The organism is Candidatus Thermodiscus eudorianus, assembly GCA_015521085.1.
In the GTDB taxonomy this organism is placed as follows: domain Archaea; phylum Thermoproteota; class Thermoprotei_A; order Sulfolobales; family Acidilobaceae; genus Thermodiscus; species Thermodiscus eudorianus.
Genome location: WAOW01000006.1, coordinates 233,493 through 249,385, shown reverse-complemented (window position 1 = coordinate 249,385; position 15,893 = coordinate 233,493). Strand labels below are relative to the sequence as shown.

Below are 15,893 nucleotides of genomic sequence, written 5' to 3'. Positions count from 1 at the left end.
GAAGCCCGTCGTATACAGGATAGCACTAGCCATGCCATTCGCAGTTATATTTATTCTCTATGAGGCGTCGAGGTCTATCGCCTTCCGGTTTAATTCAGGCGTTACGTATGGTCTTCCGTTGTCTTTCGAGGAACATTTTTTCGGTGCTCCTTTGGCTGTGTTCTTTCAGTTGCATAGGGTGTGGCTTCTCGACGTTTTTTGCTCTATCATTTATTCGCTACATCCATTATATTTATTTATATTAATATTATATTTGTTGGTATTTGACTTGGATAACTACATCCACGCTCTCGTAACAGTGGGAACGGCTAGCCTCATAGCCGTAGCAACCTACATAGTATGGCCGGTAGCCCCTCCCTGGATAGCCTACCCCGGGATAACCAGGATACAAAACATAGTATTCCGGGCGCTTGGGCTAGAGAAATCAATAGACCCGAACCCCTACGCGGCCATGCCAAGCATGCATGTGGCGTATTCATTCTTCTTCTACTACTACATCAAGAAGGCATTTGGAAACAAGCACGCCAAACTACTCCTCATAGGATATTTCATGGTGATTGCCGTCCCATTCACGGTAATTTATACTGGAAACCACTACCTGTTAGACGTTATTGCGGGTTTCATAGTGGCACTCGTATCCGTAAAGATCGGAGATATAGTGTTAAGGATCTACTCTAGGCCTTAGGATTCGGGGGTATGGCGGCTTCCATGGGTGCGCTTACTTCGACCCCTCCCCCGATGTACTCTATATAAATATTGACTCCAGGGGTTTCCATGATCGCTATGGAAGCCGTCACGTTAACCGGGTGACTATATTTATTAATAATATTTATTGTTATCATACTTACTATGGAGTCAGGGGCATTAGTCCCTGGTATTGGCAGGGATATAGTTGCTTCTCCCCCCCATACATTCACCACCTTCTCATAGTATAGTATATCATTCCACAGGAAGATTTTAGTGTCGATTAGGAGGCCTGAGGAGGTGTTGGCTTCTATCCACGCGAGCAGGTTCCAATTAGAGCCGCTCAAGTTCAACTCGTAGTCGACCGGTATTATAGCTCCTTCTCCCGCATCTATAACTAGACTCCGCGTGACATTGAGCATCGGTGTGGGCGTCTCCTCAGGGTCTTTCAAGGCGTCTAGGAGGGGGCCTGCATCTAATGCTATAGTTATAGTTCTGTTTCCGTTGTAGCTGATTTGGGTTATCTTAGTGTTGGTCTTGTTTATATCTAGGATGATTGTTGAATAGTTTCTCGGCTCTATTGTTATTCCATTCATGTTTAGGTCCAGGTCTATGCTGGTGTTCGCGTAGAGAATAGCAGCTCTTTTAATATATATTAATTTATTTAAATTATTTTTTATTAATAATATACAATTCAGGTCTTCCACATGACTCATGCAATACGCTTTGACCTCGGGCTTCATTGTCTTGGCCTCTACAGGCTTATGCGAGTCGGGCGAGTCAGGGTTCCTACCGTGAATCCCAGCTACAATAAAAGCTAATATCACTAATATTATTATAATGTGTATAATTCTATTCTCCCGGAAGCCCCTCCACATGCACTACTACCTCTCTCAGAGCCGCAACCAACCATCAAGCCAATATAATGGCGCCGGGGGTGGGATTCGAACCCACGCCCCCCGTGAGGGGGAACGGGTCTCAAGCCCGTCCCCTTGGTCCGCTCGGGCACCCCGGCTTCCGTGATAACCGATAGCATACTAGGTTTTTAGAGTCTACTCCTCCGGGTCACGTCACGATCAAGACGTCGACTGGCGACTTCTCAACGACTTTCTTGGTGACACTGCCAAGGATGAAGCGTTCAATGCCGGAAAGCCTCCTTTTGCCGAGGACAATTAAATCAGCCTCGATCTCCGTGGCATACTCGACTATGGACTCCGAGGGTTCGCCGACAATGACTTCTACCAAGACTTCTACCTTGTGCTCCTCCCGGTACCTGTCAGCGAGCTCCGATAGTTTCCTCCGGGTTGCCTCTACAAGCGGGGTAGTGTCGACGACTTCGGGCGCCATGGCTTCTCCGAGGAAGACTGTCGGAGGAGGAACAACGGTTACCAAGACTAGCTTTGACCCCATGGCTTTAGCCATCTCAACGGCTTTCTCCACGGCCTTTAGAGATGCCTCCGACCAGTCGACTCCGACGAGTAGTTTCTTGTACAAGGGGTCCGTTCACCACTATTATTAGGTCGCGTTGGGCAATATAGCTATGGCCCCGATGTGGATCGCCACGCGTCGGAGCAGTGAAGAGGGCTCGTGTTCCCGAAGGGGCGGCATTTGCCTAGGAGAGCATGGGATGATGATATCGAGGTAACCCGAGTAGTGAAGAGGTTATCCCCGCCTGACCAGTAGGTGATGGGCCGTGAAGGGATGCCAGGTATATGGTATAGCAACCATGTACCTCAGAGAGGAGAGCCCCTGGACTAGGACGCTCCGAGAACTGGGCTCAGCCGGAAAACTAGTCTTTAAAGACGAGATCACACGCAGGATCGTCGTAGAGTTCACTCCAAACGCTCTAGACAGGATACGCGAGCTGGTAACTGAGAGAGCCTCAGCCGCGTCCTTCGAGGTCAAGATAGTATGCCGGGGTGCAAGCGGCCTGCCCGGCCCCAACGCGGTTAAAAAATGGAGGAGGATAGCGGGCAAGAATGCCGCATATGGCGTCGTCGAGGGCCGCTATGTTTTCGCAGAACTCGTAGGTAAGTCTCTCGTGGTCAAGCTAGGCAGGGAAACACGTTCGAGGAATCCACCATACATACTGCCGTCTTCAGCGTTCCAGTTCGCGGTAGACGAGGTCGGGGATGCAATGGCCTCGGCTGCAAGACTTGCGAGGAGCCTAGAGGATGCCTGGAGGTGACGTTATTTGAGCGGGGCTGACTTTGTCGTTAACGTGATAATATCGCTTCTAGGCGGTATACTTATAGGCTTGGAGCGTGAGAGGGCGCAGCTGAGGCCGGAGGAATCGGAGGGCAAGGCGGGTAGTATACCCGGCATGAGGAGTTTCGGCCTCCTAAGCATCTACGGGGCCGTCTCTTCTTACATAGCCCGTTACCTGGCGCCCGAGATGCCTGGAGGCGGGATAGTACTGCCCCTAGCCTTCCTTAGCCTCGTGTTAATCGTGTTAATACACGCCTATGCACGCATGGTCCGCCAGAGGATCCTGGGTATAACCACGTACCTGGTCATGCTCGTGACGTTCATAGTCGGCTTCCTAGCCGGCCTAGGCCTCCATATAGAGTCGGCCTCTCTAGCGGTAATAGTCACGCTCATACTGGCCCTGAAGTATCCTGCCGAGAGGCTGGCCGCGGAGATAAGCTATTCCGAGATGCTTGCTATGCTTGAGGTCGCCGCTATATCCCTGGTTATAGGCCCCATTGTACACTCCTACGCTGTCCAGGCAGGCGTTGACATAGTCTATAAGGTGTACATTTTCTTCGCCATAGTACTACTCCTCTCATTCGTAAGCTATGCAGCGGCTAAGATATGGGGCGGCAGGGGACTACTCTACGCGGCGGGACTCGGCAGCCTAGTCAGTAGCGAGGCCGCTATTGGAGGAGTCACTGCTCTACTACCAGGCATAGACGACCCCAAGCTTAGGAGGAGGATCCTCTCCATGGCTGTAAGGATGATCCTAGCAGTACTCCAGATCAGAGCCTCCGCGCTGATCCTGATAGCGCTATACATTTTCACAAACACGATCGACGTCTATGCGGCGCTAGCCGTCTTAACCCTGGTCCTCGTGCACTTAGCCGTCTCGCTAGGCGGTGTAAGGGAGGTCACTCACGGCAGGCAGATAACGCTCCACGTGACCAACCCGCTCTCCTGGAGCCTGGCGCTGAAGAGTGCGGCGGCATACTTAGTCCTCACCCTATCCTTCCAGATAGTCAACGAGTTCCAGGCAATACTCCCCGTATCAATCGCCACCCTAGTCATATCCGCACTTGGAGGCCTAGTCAACGCGACGGCAACCATACTATCCCTGGCAACCGTATACGACTCCATCCCCGTGAATGTAGCCCTAGCAGGCATGTTCCTATCAATAGGCACCGCATCACTCAACAAGATACTCTACGCCGATACATCCAAACTAGACAGCGCCGAAATCGGCTTGATACTAAGATGGAGCATCATAGAATCAATCTTCCCATTCACCCTAAGCATAGTGCTATACCTATTCTACCCCTAAGAAGCCGAATCCAGTAGAACCTCTTATGTCATTGGTGCGGGGGGTGGGATTTGAACCCACGCAGGCCTACGCCATCGGGTCCTAAGCCCGACCCCTTTGGCCAGGCTCGGGCACCCCCGCCCAACACAACCATTAGAGACCTGTGATTTAGGCTCCGGTGTTTAAGTGGGTTTCGCCCTTTCCTATTCGGGCTCGTAGGGTTCTTCCTCTTCGATCTCTGTTTCCGCCTTGGTCAATGCGAGTATCTCTCTCACCACTTTCTCGGCCTCTCTCTTCTCGGTGTTTCTGGCGTTGCTGATGAGCCTGGAGGCGTTCTCGCTTATGAAGTCGTCTAGGCTGCCTTCGACCTCGACTACGCTTCTCTTGAGTACCATTGGGGTGGGTTCTGTTATAGCGCCTCTGACAACGGCGTTACCGTTTAGTGGCGTGACTAGTAGGGCTCCTACTCGCATGTTGTTGTAGGTTACCTCGTATACTATATCCCCTGTGTCTGTCTCGCCAAGCTTGTTTACTTGGAGCTCTATAGCGCCCTTCATCAGGGCCTCGGCCTCGGGTAACGCCTCTTTAACCTTAGCCTCTACCTCCTCGTCGGGAATTCTCTTCCATACCTGTACCTGGAGCGTTTCTAGGTTCCACTTAATACCCTCCTCGTCAACGGTATAGTCGATGGAGATCCTGACTACATCGCCTTTATCCACCTGTAGCTTGTTAACCAGGATCTCGAAGAGCAGCCGGTTGAGCTCTGCCGCGGCGCGCGCTACATCGGTATTGGTTATCTCGCCGTTCTTGATTAGATCCCTCAGCTGGGCGAAGAGGACGCGCCTCACTTTATCCGCGTAGCCGCCGGCTATGACTAATCCCGTCCTTAAGGTGTTTGTAGCCATAACTTAGACACCCATGTTATAGACTATCTAGACGCGTCTAATTACTTTTATGGAGGACGATCACCTCCTCCACTTCACACCTATAATCCCTGGCATCCTACACGTTAATTAGCCCGGTACCGAGCGGGCCCCTGGTAGAGGTGCCTGCTATGGAGAGCCGACCACCGGAGACTGGAGCCCGCGAGGGCCATGACAATAATGCCAGAGAACGGCGACCAGGCATGTGCGTCACCTGCGATTACTGGCGCCCCCACATACACTATGGTTTCATAGGATACTGCACGCGCCATGCACGCTTTACATTCGAAGACGACAGCTGTAGCGAGTGGAGAGAGTTAAAAATAAACGACTACGAATTTTACTGGTGTTCCACGTGTAAGACTAGAATAATCGGCGTTGAAGCAAGGGATCTCCTAAGAAGGGGGCATAGGGTGCACAGGGGTGCCTATGTCGATCCCGATGTTAGGGAGGAGCTATATAGTGTCTTCTAACATAACCCAGGCTTGGGTAGGTGGTGTATATTGAACGACCCGGATGTGCTACTTCTCATAGGCGGCCCCCAGGGCGGGGGGATAGAATCCGCTGGCCAGATCGCCCTGAAAACGCTGGTCTTGAAGGGGTACGCTGTAATAGGCACGCGCGACTACAAGAGCAACATAATGGGCGCCCATAGCTATTACACGATAAGGGCGAGATTCGATAGGCCAGGCGCAATCAGGTTCCCCGTAGATGCTGCAGTGGCCCTGGACGCGGAGAGCATACTCACGCACTTCAACGACGTCAGGCCAGGCGGGATACTAGTATACGACCTGAACGTGCTGAACACAAAGATAGACGCTATACAGCCCATGGAGGCCGTCTTGAAGAAGAGGCTAAAGGATCTATTCGCCTCCAGGAACCTCCCTCCAACAGCCGGGAGCGCAGTTAAACTAGCCGAGGAGAACGGTGTAAAGCTAGTCCCACTACCACTTCGTGAACTAGTCAGGAAGCTAGCCGAGAAGACCGGAGCAAGCCTAACCTCGGTCTCCAGGGCGGTCAACACTCTAGGCCTAGCTTCAATGCTGTACCTCATGGGAGTGGAGCCGAGGTGCATCGAGAGGGGAATAGCTACCCACTTCGCGGCTAAGAAGAAAGTAGTCAACATAAACGTGGAAGCCAGTAGGCTCGCAATCGAATACGTCGAGGAGCATTTCGGAAAACCCAGCATTGTATTACCCGACGGGCCCCACAGGGGCAAGAAAGTAATGCTAGCTACCGGCAACGACCTCGTAGCTATGGGCAAGATAACGGGAGGCCTGACGTTCCAAAGCTACTACCCCATAACCCCAGCCAGCGACGAGGCTATATACATGGAGAAGTTCAGGTACCACGAGCTGACAGACGAGGCGAGCGAGAAACTGGGAGTTCCAAAGCTAGGCACTGCCATCGTTCAGACGGAGGACGAGCTCTCAGCGATAATGATGGCTCTAGGCGCTGGAGCTGCGGGGGCAAGGTCGGCGACCAGCACTAGCGGGCCAGGGTTCGCTTTGATGAACGAGGCCGTGAGCCTAGCCATAATGGCCGAGATCCCCGTGGTCCTAACGATATGGATGAGGGGTGGGCCCAGCACCGGGTTGCCGACAAAGGAGGGCCAGCAGGACCTCTTACACGCCATGTTCTCTGGCCACGGTGATAACCCGAAGATAGTCCTGGCGAGCGGCGACCATGTAGAGGCGTTCTATGACGCCATCAAAGCCCTTAACTGGGCCGAGAAATACCAGACCCCTGTAATCCACCTGCTAGACAAATACCTAGCAAGCACAACCACATCCCTATACCCAGAGGACGTAGACCCTTCAAAAGCAGTTGTAGAGCGCGGGCAGAGGATAGAGAACCCCCCGCCAGGGTACAAGAGGTACGCTCTAACAGACACTGGCATAAGCCCCTTCGCCCCCATAGGGGCGAGCGAAATGATACTGACCGGGCTGGAACACACGGAGGAGGGCTATCCGACAGAGGACCCTGAATTGAGGGACAAAATGGTGGAGAAGAGGAGGAAGAAGTTCGAGACTATAGCCAAAGAGATCCCCAGCGAGGAGAAAGTAGTCCTACACGGAGACCCCGACGCTCCAGTAACACTCGTGTCGTGGGGATCGACGAAGCAAATAATACTGGAGGCCATGAAAATACTCGAAGAGAAGGGAGTTCATGCAAACTTCCTGCAGATCAGGCTCTTCTATCCCTTCCCCGCAAAGGAGGTACTTGATGTCTTGACGAGGGCTGAGACGGTGATCAACATAGAGCAGAACGACATGCTTCAAGCGGCCTTCCTAATTAGGGGCTTCACGGGATTCGCGATTAAACACCATATTAAGAAGCTCAACGGCAGGGCCTTCTGGGACACCGAGATAGCCAACGCAGTAATAGAGATTCTTGAGACCGGTAAGGAGGAGGTGGTGATGAAGGGTGGCGCGTAACTGGATGGAGTACAGGACGCCAGCCTGGGTGCAATGGTGCCCAGGATGTGGCAATTACGGGATACTAGCCGCCATACATAGGGCGGTAGCAGAGCTCGATATCGAGCCGAGGAAGCTAAGCATAGTCACCGGGATCGGCTGCTCCGGTAGGTCATGTTACTACATCAAGGGCTCCAACATGCACGTAGTCCACGGAAGAGCAATACCAGCGGCAACCGGGATAAAGCTAGCCAACCCCAGCCAGACAGTCATCGCCCTAGGAGGCGACGGCGACATGCTTGGCATAGGCGTGGAGCACTTCGTCTCCGTGGGCAGGAGGAACGTCGACATAACTGTAATAGTCCACGACAACGCGGTCTACGGGCTCACAAAGGGACAGGCAGGGCCAACTCTACCAGCATGGATACAGACAAAGGCACTCCCAGGGCCAAACCTCCACGACAACATAAACCCCGTGCTATTAGCCTTCGCCAGCGGCTACACATTCATAGGAAGAGCCTACGCCTACCACGTAGAACAGACCAAGGAGCTGATCAAGCAGGCTATAGAACATAAGGGGACGAGCCTAGTCCAGATACTACAACCATGTCCAACCTACAATAACATAATGACAAAGCAGTGGTATGAGGAGCGAATATACTATCTCGCAGAGAAGGAGCCCGACTGGAATCCGACAGTTTCAACCCAGGAAGAGCTACTGGCAAAGATGCCCCAGATACTAGCTAAACTAGTCGAGTGGGGAGACAAAATACCCCTCGGAATCCTCTATAGGAACATAGCAAAGGACACATTCGAGGAACGCCTAGGCAAGATAATACTAAACTACTTCGAGTACCCTCCAGGCAAGAGGCCGGTCGAAGTCGAGGGCAAGCCACTAGTAGACCCCTGGACGGTCTTCAAAGAAAAAGTAATAGAAACCTTCAAGCTCTAGACAAACCTAATCAGCCTCACCAACACATTTTTCCTACATGGTGTAGCGAGCCAGTGGTACCGAAACTCAGCGACTACCTCGGTGACGATAGAGGTAGACTCCGCTCCGAAAGGGAGACCTGTAGCGAGAAACAAATCAAAAAGATCGTAGAGATAACCATAGCCGAGTTCATGGAGCCTCTCATGAAAGAGTTAAAGGAGCTCAGAAAAGAGGTCTCGAACCTGAGGGATGCTGTTGAAAGACTGGATAAAAGAGTAAAGAGTTCCAGCGGTGAGGGTCCCTCTAGGCCGGGTAGGAGATCCCCTGGAATAGAAAGAGTTAAGAGGCTCATAGAGAAGGAGGGATTCCTGCTAGCCAGTCAATCCATGCAAAAAACCGGCGTAAGCGGCTATAGGCTTGCCAGCCTAAAGGGTGCCAGCGGGTTCGTAGTGTTGGACACGGGTACTGACTTCATTGTATTCACTGAGGATACATATAACGAGTTCATAAACCTCCTATCGAGAATCAACACTCCGGATCCCGACGAGGCTGCAAACATGCTGGGCAGGTTCAAGGAGGCGTTCTATACCATGCGCAACTCCTCCATGATCTACTATGATACCAAGAGGAAGGGCTGGAGACTGCTATTCTAGCGCCTGAGGTGGATGGTCTATGAGGTACAGGTTGGTCAGGAAGGAGAGGTATGGTCCGGAGGGGCTCACCAGGATCGTCATCATCTCGGACGAGGATGCGATTGGTAGAAGTGGTGTGAGCGATGACGGAGAGGTAGTATTGAGGGTTCCAGAGTTCCTAGCCGAGGGAGAGTTGGTGGGCGACGAAGAGGCGATACAGGCACTATCTAGTGCCGACGTCGCGGTCCTATATGGTGAGAACATAACCGAGCTAGCTGTGAGGCTCGGTTACGCGAGCGCCGACTCAGTACTCGACGTGAAGGGATTAAAACACGTGCAGATATTCAAGATAATGTACTAGCCGGTTTGAGAGTAAATTAAGAGTCCACTAAATACAGCTTATACGCCCCTCTATAGGATCCTATAAGGACTAGAGCATCCACCTATCTCTCCCGGAGAACCCGGTGATACGGCGATGGGAGACATAGTAGTGCTTGTAAAGCCTTCTCTCAACCCCGACATGGTTCGATCGAAGCCCGACGGTACAGTGGATATCGACGCTATCCCCCTAAAGCTAGACGACATCGACGCCAATGCACTCTTCGAAGCACAGAACTTGAAAAAAGCCCTCGGAGGTAAGATAGCAGCTATCCTACTCCTAACCTGGGGTCCCGTCGACAAGAGAGCCAAAGACCTGAGAATGGTAGCCCAAGAAGCTCTAGCTAGAGGAGCAGACGAAGCACACATCATAGCCGACGACGCTTTGACGCCGGGCGACCCCATAACCACTGCCTCGGCGATAGTAGCTACTATCAAGAAAGCCGGCTTAAAGCCCGACATCATCCTTGCCGCGGAGGCTTCTATAGACCAGACAACAGGCCAGATAGCTGGTAGAGTAGCCGCCAAGCTAGGGTTGCCCTACGTGAGCTTTGCCAGGAAAATAGAAGTCAAAGACGGCAAGCTAGTCGCGGAGAGAGACCTAGAGGAGCACATAGAGATACTCGAAGTAGGTCTGCCAGCAGTAGTGAGCGTGACCCAGGAGATCAACGAGCCCAGGCCGCCGACCCTCATACAGATCAGGAGGGCCGCCAAGAAACCCCAGAAGTATTATAAGAAGGCTGATCTAGACGGCGTGGTGATGCCTGTTAAACAAGGGCTCGAATACAAGATACTGACCGTCTCAAGGAAGCAGGTAATCATCGAGGGCGATAACCTAGAGGAGATCGCGGAGAAGCTTATCCGGGCTCTACAGGAGGAGGGCGTACTCAAGTTATAGAGGGGAGGGTGATCGGGATGGTGGAGGCATTAGTGGTTGGGTCTTCGATACCCGAGATCAAGGAGTCCCTAGGTGCTGTAGCAAGCCTTGGCGAGAAAGCAGTTCTAGCCTATGGTAAGGCTGCCGAGGCAGGCGAGCTCGGCTCGCTTGGAGTAAAGGTATACGTCTTGAAGAGCACCCACCCCGACCATATCGTGAATGCTGTAGAGAAGCTATTCCAGGAGCTCAAACCAAAACTGGTGATTGGATGGGTAACTAAGAATAACAGGGCCGCGCTATCCTACTTCGCAGGACTACACGATCTTCCCATGGCTACTGACGTCATTGGCTTAGAGTTTGCAGACGATGGGGTTATCTACAAGAGAGGCTTCCTGAGCGAGAGAGCCATTGCAACCGAGAAGATACCATATCCAGCGGTGGTCCTGATAAACCAGAAAGTCTTCAAGCCCGTAGACGCGGCTGGCCAGGCAGGAGAGATTGTAGAGCTAAGCGTTGAAGGGGAAAAGGTCAAGCTAGTCGGTGTAAAGGAGAAGGTTCTAAGCGGGATCAACCTAGAGGAAGCCGAGATAATAGTGGGAGTCGGCAGGGGATTCAAGAAGAAGGAGGACCTCGAACTAGCCTTCAAGCTAGCAGAGCTGCTAGGAGCCCAGGTAGGCGCTTCAAGGCCTATCGCAGCCGATTACAAGTGGCTACCCGAAGATGCATGGATAGGCATAAGCGGGAAGAGAGTCGCGCCAAAGCTCTACATAGCAATCGGTATAAGCGGGGCTCCACAGCACATGGCTGGAGTGATGAATTCAAAGATCATAGTTGCTATTAACAAGGATAAGACAGCTCCCGTCTTCAAGCAAGCGGACTACGGCGTAGTAGCCGACCTATACCAATTCCTACCGGTACTGATAAAGAAGCTAGAAGAGCTGAAGAAAGCATAGCTCGAAGAACCCATCCTAACCTATATATTATTCAGTTTTTAATATTTTAATACTATGTTCTATCAAGCCACTACTTGCAACGAGGAATTATAGTATAAATCTCGATCCCCCCGGGTTCTAGGGAATGGTGTGACTGCTTGGAGGCGTTGACATGCCAACCACTGCCAGGGCTTCTCGCTTCCCTACTCTTGATACTATTCCTGGTACTCTTCTTGCCATTCAAATCGCATAAGATAGAGAGGAACCTAGAACCCTTCTTCCTAGTCATGGGTTTAATCGGGATAGCAACTAATTACTACTTTGGAGTCACTCATTACGAGGAATTAATGGAGGTGTTCCGCAAGGCAGTCATCACTCCTGTTTCCATTTCTGGAACACCCATCGGGATAACTCAAGTCGTCCTGATATTCGGGTTAATATTCTACTACTATTATAAACAAATATATAGATTTATTAATATACTTATAGATAAGCTGGGCTTCTACATGTTCGCCTTCATCTTCACACTACTCTTCGGACTCATATCAAGCATAATATCAGTAATAGTAACAGCAGTTATAATATCCGAAATAGCAGCGGCACTAAAGCTCGAAAGAAAATACAAGATAGAATTCGTAGTCCTCTCGGCATTCGCCGTAGGACTAGGAGCAGCCTTGACACCAGTCGGCGAACCCCTATCCACCATAGCAATATCCAGGCTCAATGAAAGCTTCGACTACCTACTGAGAATCCTAGGCCCCTACGTGATACCAGGCATAATAATGATAGCCGCATACACAGCCTACAGGCTCAAGAAAAGCGGCGCCACAGTCTATGGAGTCGAAGCGGTATACGGTGAGAGCCTGAGGAGCGTTATAATACGAGCCGTTAAAGTCTACATATTTGTCGCAGCCCTCGAACTACTGGGACACAGTTTCACCTACTTAGCCTACTGCTACTTCAGCAGGCTACACCCATGGGCGCTGTACTGGCTGAATACCATCAGCGCGGTTGTAGACAACGCGACCCTCACAGCGGCTGAAATAAACAAAGCACTAACCGAAGAACAGATAAGGAGCGCTCTAATGAGTCTGCTAATATCAGGTGGCATGCTCATTCCAGGCAACATACCGAACATCGTCGCTGCTGGCAGACTAAAGATAACTAGTAAAGAGTGGGCTAGGGTAGGAGTGCCCTTCGGCATAGCACTACTACTACTATACTTCATTATTATAGAAGTGCTAGGCATCCACATATCGATCTACTAGGGGTGACGGCTAATGCGTGAGAAGCCGCTAGAGAGGATACTACTGCCGCTAGACCTATCCTTGGCAAGCGACGTTCAAGTAATGATAGCTGGTGAACTAGCGTTAAAGTACAAGAGCGAAATAGTGCTAGCCCACGTAATCGACTCCCTGGTAATAGACCATGCGGCAGCAGGCTTCGACCCGGAGAGCCTCATAGCGTCCCTCGAAAAACGCGCTAGAAACAAGCTCAACGAGTACAAGGAGGAATTAGAGCGTAAAGGAGTGATTGTTGACGTATACGATGAATTCCCAGTAGAGGATCCAGCTGTCGCTATAGTCAGTATAGCGTCTAGAGTAGGTGCGACAGAGATCTTATTATTGAATAAAGGATGGAGGGTTAAGAGGCGCATCCTCTTAGGCGGCACTGTAAAGGAGGTCATAAAGAGATCAACTAAACCAGTGATACTCTTCCATGTAACGTACGACAAGGAGCAGGGAAGGGTCCGAGTAGTTAGCGAGGTGGATCTGACTGAGAGAATCCTCCTGGCGGTCGACGAGAACGTTAGTGAAGACATGGTAGGCTATGTGAAGGACCTGGCCCGTTACTATGAAACACGCGAACTCTATCTACTCCATGTAATGGAGGAGGGAGAGTCTAGAGACACCGTGGAGAAGATGTTATCAAGGATCCAGAGAGAGTTTGAGGGTTTAGTTGAGGAGATCCATAGGGTTATACTGGCTTCGCATAAGGTGGCAAAGGTGATAGCTAGCTTTGCCGAGAACACTAAGTCGACTATAGTGCTGGGGAGGACGGTCCGGAAGGGGTTTATTGAATGGGTACTGGGTAGTACTCTCGATCACGTGCTGGTTAGGGCTACAAGGCCTCTCGTAATCTATCCGGTCAAGAGGATTGAGTAGCTGGTGGATCGGTCTCGGTGCTTGCACCCAATCTCATCAGAGGTATCGGTATTTTCTCTATCGTGTTGTCTTCATTGACCGATCCCTTTCTTGTCGTTAACCGGGTTGTATGCTAGGATTTATTTAGGGGTTTTTGCCTGTATAGGGAGACCTGGTGCTGGATACGGTGTCCAGAGGATCGACTACGACGCTAGTCTATGCCTCCCTGCTCATAGCCATTATCAGTCTATCGCTAGCAGGGGCTCTATTCTACAAGACCTATAAAAGTATAGATGAGGTGAACTCTAAGATAGACACACTTAAATCCAATATAAAATCAATAAATAATACTAAAACTATAAAAGATCTGGAGGTACAGATAGCAGAGCTCAATAAGAGCCTCGCAACCGTAGCCACAGTAGACCAGCTCCAGGAAGTTGCGAGCAAGCTAGCCAGCTTAGAGCGGTCACTGAAGTCACTGAAAGAAACCCAATCCGGTCTAGCAGAAGACATAGCTACTATCAAGGAGAAGATCAAAGAGCTAGAAGAGAGAATGAAGTTCCCGGTAACAGTGGTAGACGGAACCGGAGAGGATACAATAATAGAGTCAAAGCCAACCAGGATAGTATCGCTAGCACCCTCAGTGACAGAGATACTCTACTATGTAAACGCTACCGACAGACTGGTAGGCGTAGACTCCTACAGCAACTTCCCCGAGTGGATTCCAGAAGCCAGAGAAAACGGGACCCTAACCGACGTAGGAGGATTCTTTGACCCCAGCGTCGAGAAGATACTATCAGTTAACCCGGACCTAGTCATAGGAGTCGTGGGCGTCCCAGCGCATGAACACATAAAGAACCTATTCAAGGCATACAATATACCGGTCATACTACTGCCCCAGGCCTCTCTAAGTGACATCGAGAGATCGATACTAATAGTCGGAAAGGCTACTGGCAACATCGATGAGAGCATCAGGGCTGCAGCTGACTTCGAATCCAAACTAGCAAGGATAAAGTACGCGAACTATACTACCACGCCGAGAATAGCCTTGATCGTATGGCTGAACCCCATCTGGGTTGCAGGGAACTCGACCTTCCAATCGGAAGCACTATACTGGGCTGGGGCTAGGAACGCTTTCGAAAACATCTCCGGCTGGGCCAGCATAGACATTGAGCAGTTGCTCGTCGCGAAGCCAGACATAATAATAGCGGTTGGCATAAACGCTAGCGACGTTATCTCAACCGTAGAGTCTCAGCTAGGGGATAGCGCTGGAGAGATACCTGCAATCGCCGATGGTAGGGTATACTGTATAGGCTACCCCTACAGCGATTTGTTCAATAGACCATCGCCAAGAATAGTCGACGCCATTATTATAATACAGCTAATAGCACATCCAGAGCTGTATAACATGGATAGAGCCCATATACCAGCCTGTATAAATAACGAGACGCTTCCAGAGGTCCCAGAACCCCCAGCGGTTTCATGAGCGTGAAAGCGGCATTGTCCATGAGAACCACGGTATTTTTCCTCTCGGCCATTATAATTACCTCGATACTAGCTATACTCTCCTTAACCACCGGGCCCTTCAAAGGAGTTCATATAGGCGATGTGATTGAATATATTATTTATGGTACTGGGGATAATGCGGGCATAGTGAGGTATAGGTTGTTCAGGACTATAGCGGCAATGACTGTGGGTGTTGGTTTGGCTGTATCGGGGCTTTCAATGCAGTACTCGCTGAGGAATCCACTCGCTGATCCGTTCCTTCTGGGAGTCTCTTCTGGGGCGGCTTTAGGTGTTGTTATGGTATTAGTCTATGTCAATAGGCCTCATCCGGTACTGATCTATACTGTTGCTATGATGTTGGGGTTGGTGTCGTTCTTTATAGTCATAGGTATTGGTGCTAAGTCGGGTGGATCCCCCTCTTCTATAATTGTGGCTGGTGTTTCGGTTAGTTATGCGTTGTCTGGTATAACGATATTCATTATAAATAAATATTTATATAAAATTAATATTACTTTCATGTGGTTGTTTGGGACGGTTGCTTATGTAACTAAGAAAACACTCTCTATAACACTTCTACTCGTGTCAATCGGAACAATATTTTTGTTAATATTATCAGATAAAATATATACACTAGTGCTGGGAGACGAAGTCAGCCAAAGCATGGGGGTCAACGTAAAACACGTAAGATACACGACACTCCTAATGAGCGCACTTACCGCGTCGGCAACAGTAGCCCTAGCAGGCCCAGTAGGCTTCATAGGACTAGCCGCTCCATGGCTATCAAGACTACTAGTCGGAAGCAAGTTCAACGTCACGCTAGCGATGTCGATATTAATGGGATCCGCACTAGCCCTCACATCAGACATCATGATAAGACTAGTATCACCAAGCCAGGAAGTTCCACTAACCGCCTTCACAGCGCTATTCGGAGGACCACTACTCTTCTACCTCACAAAAAAGACAGGATGGTGAC

Annotated in this window: 17 protein-coding genes and 2 tRNA genes; 14 read left to right on the top strand and 5 right to left on the bottom strand. The window is 50.6% G+C overall.

From position 1 onward, the window contains the following. Positions 1-31: 31 nt before the first annotated feature. On the top strand, positions 32-685 hold the full coding sequence (locus tag F7C38_06725; protein ID MCE4601239.1) for a phosphatase PAP2 family protein: 654 nt from the start codon (positions 32-34) through the stop codon (positions 683-685). Here F7C38_06725 and F7C38_06720 read toward each other — a convergent pair. From F7C38_06720 to F7C38_06710, 3 genes are all read right to left on the bottom strand, one after another. After that, on the bottom strand, positions 675-1,562 hold the full coding sequence (locus tag F7C38_06720) for a hypothetical protein (protein MCE4601238.1): 888 nt from the start codon (positions 1,560-1,562) through the stop codon (positions 675-677). The two genes, F7C38_06725 and F7C38_06720, sit on opposite strands and share 11 nt — an antisense overlap. Positions 1,563-1,610: 48 nt before the next feature. Next, positions 1,611-1,699 (bottom strand) — tRNA-Ser (locus F7C38_06715). Between the two features lie 50 nt (positions 1,700-1,749). Beyond that, a complete protein-coding gene (locus F7C38_06710) occupies positions 1,750-2,178 on the bottom strand; it encodes a universal stress protein (GenBank protein ID MCE4601237.1) in 429 nt (142 codons plus the stop codon). A 199-nt stretch (positions 2,179-2,377) separates the two neighbouring features. Between F7C38_06710 and F7C38_06705 the strand changes: the two genes are divergently transcribed. Beyond that, entirely contained in the window at positions 2,378-2,872 is a 495-nt protein-coding gene (locus F7C38_06705) for a hypothetical protein (protein MCE4601236.1), read from the top strand. Positions 2,873-2,878: 6 nt separating this feature from the next. Beyond that, positions 2,879-4,201, top strand: a complete 1,323-nt coding sequence (locus F7C38_06700) for a DUF4010 domain-containing protein (protein MCE4601235.1) — start codon at positions 2,879-2,881, stop codon at positions 4,199-4,201. A gap of 32 nt (positions 4,202-4,233) precedes the next feature. Here the strand turns inward: F7C38_06700 and F7C38_06695 are convergent. Then, positions 4,234-4,321: transfer RNA gene (locus F7C38_06695), tRNA-Leu, on the bottom strand. A gap of 62 nt (positions 4,322-4,383) precedes the next feature. Continuing rightward, entirely contained in the window at positions 4,384-5,085 is a 702-nt protein-coding gene (locus tag F7C38_06690; protein MCE4601234.1) for a DUF2258 domain-containing protein, read from the bottom strand. 149 nt (positions 5,086-5,234) lie between these two features. Between F7C38_06690 and F7C38_06685 the strand changes: the two genes are divergently transcribed. The 11 genes from F7C38_06685 to F7C38_06635 all read left to right on the top strand — a co-directional run bounded on the left by F7C38_06685 (position 5,235) and on the right by F7C38_06635 (position 15,892). Continuing rightward, the gene (locus F7C38_06685; GenBank protein MCE4601233.1) at positions 5,235-5,576 is read left to right on the top strand and encodes a hypothetical protein; all 342 of its coding nucleotides are present in this window, start codon (positions 5,235-5,237) and stop codon (positions 5,574-5,576) included. Positions 5,577-5,606: 30 nt separating this feature from the next. Next, the gene (locus F7C38_06680) at positions 5,607-7,541 is read left to right on the top strand and encodes a 2-oxoacid:acceptor oxidoreductase subunit alpha (protein MCE4601232.1); all 1,935 of its coding nucleotides are present in this window, start codon (positions 5,607-5,609) and stop codon (positions 7,539-7,541) included. Continuing rightward, positions 7,531-8,472, top strand: a complete 942-nt coding sequence (locus F7C38_06675; protein MCE4601231.1) for a thiamine pyrophosphate-dependent enzyme — start codon at positions 7,531-7,533, stop codon at positions 8,470-8,472. Before F7C38_06680 ends, F7C38_06675 begins: the two co-directional genes overlap by 11 nt. Positions 8,473-8,525: 53 nt before the next feature. Continuing rightward, positions 8,526-9,104: a hypothetical protein gene (locus F7C38_06670; protein MCE4601230.1), complete on the top strand. Its 579-nt coding sequence runs from the start codon at positions 8,526-8,528 to the stop codon at positions 9,102-9,104. 19 nt (positions 9,105-9,123) lie between these two features. Then, positions 9,124-9,444: a DUF424 family protein gene (locus tag F7C38_06665; protein MCE4601229.1), complete on the top strand. Its 321-nt coding sequence runs from the start codon at positions 9,124-9,126 to the stop codon at positions 9,442-9,444. A 114-nt stretch (positions 9,445-9,558) separates the two neighbouring features. Next, positions 9,559-10,359 (top strand): electron transfer flavoprotein subunit beta/FixA family protein, encoded by an 801-nt coding sequence (locus tag F7C38_06660; protein MCE4601228.1) that lies wholly within the window; start codon positions 9,559-9,561, stop codon positions 10,357-10,359. A 17-nt stretch (positions 10,360-10,376) separates the two neighbouring features. Then, positions 10,377-11,291 carry an electron transfer flavoprotein subunit alpha/FixB family protein gene (locus F7C38_06655; protein ID MCE4601227.1) on the top strand — a complete coding sequence of 305 codons (915 nt, stop codon included), beginning with the start codon at positions 10,377-10,379 and terminating at the stop codon, positions 11,289-11,291. A 137-nt stretch (positions 11,292-11,428) separates the two neighbouring features. Continuing rightward, positions 11,429-12,538: a DUF1646 family protein gene (locus F7C38_06650; protein ID MCE4601226.1), complete on the top strand. Its 1,110-nt coding sequence runs from the start codon at positions 11,429-11,431 to the stop codon at positions 12,536-12,538. A 12-nt stretch (positions 12,539-12,550) separates the two neighbouring features. Then, positions 12,551-13,435: a universal stress protein gene (locus tag F7C38_06645; protein MCE4601225.1), complete on the top strand. Its 885-nt coding sequence runs from the start codon at positions 12,551-12,553 to the stop codon at positions 13,433-13,435. Positions 13,436-13,601: 166 nt separating this feature from the next. Then, positions 13,602-14,900 carry a helical backbone metal receptor gene (locus F7C38_06640; GenBank protein MCE4601224.1) on the top strand — a complete coding sequence of 433 codons (1,299 nt, stop codon included), beginning with the start codon at positions 13,602-13,604 and terminating at the stop codon, positions 14,898-14,900. A gap of 2 nt (positions 14,901-14,902) precedes the next feature. Then, a complete protein-coding gene (locus tag F7C38_06635; GenBank protein MCE4601223.1) occupies positions 14,903-15,892 on the top strand; it encodes an iron ABC transporter permease in 990 nt (329 codons plus the stop codon). The last annotated feature ends 1 nt before the right edge of the window (position 15,893 follow it).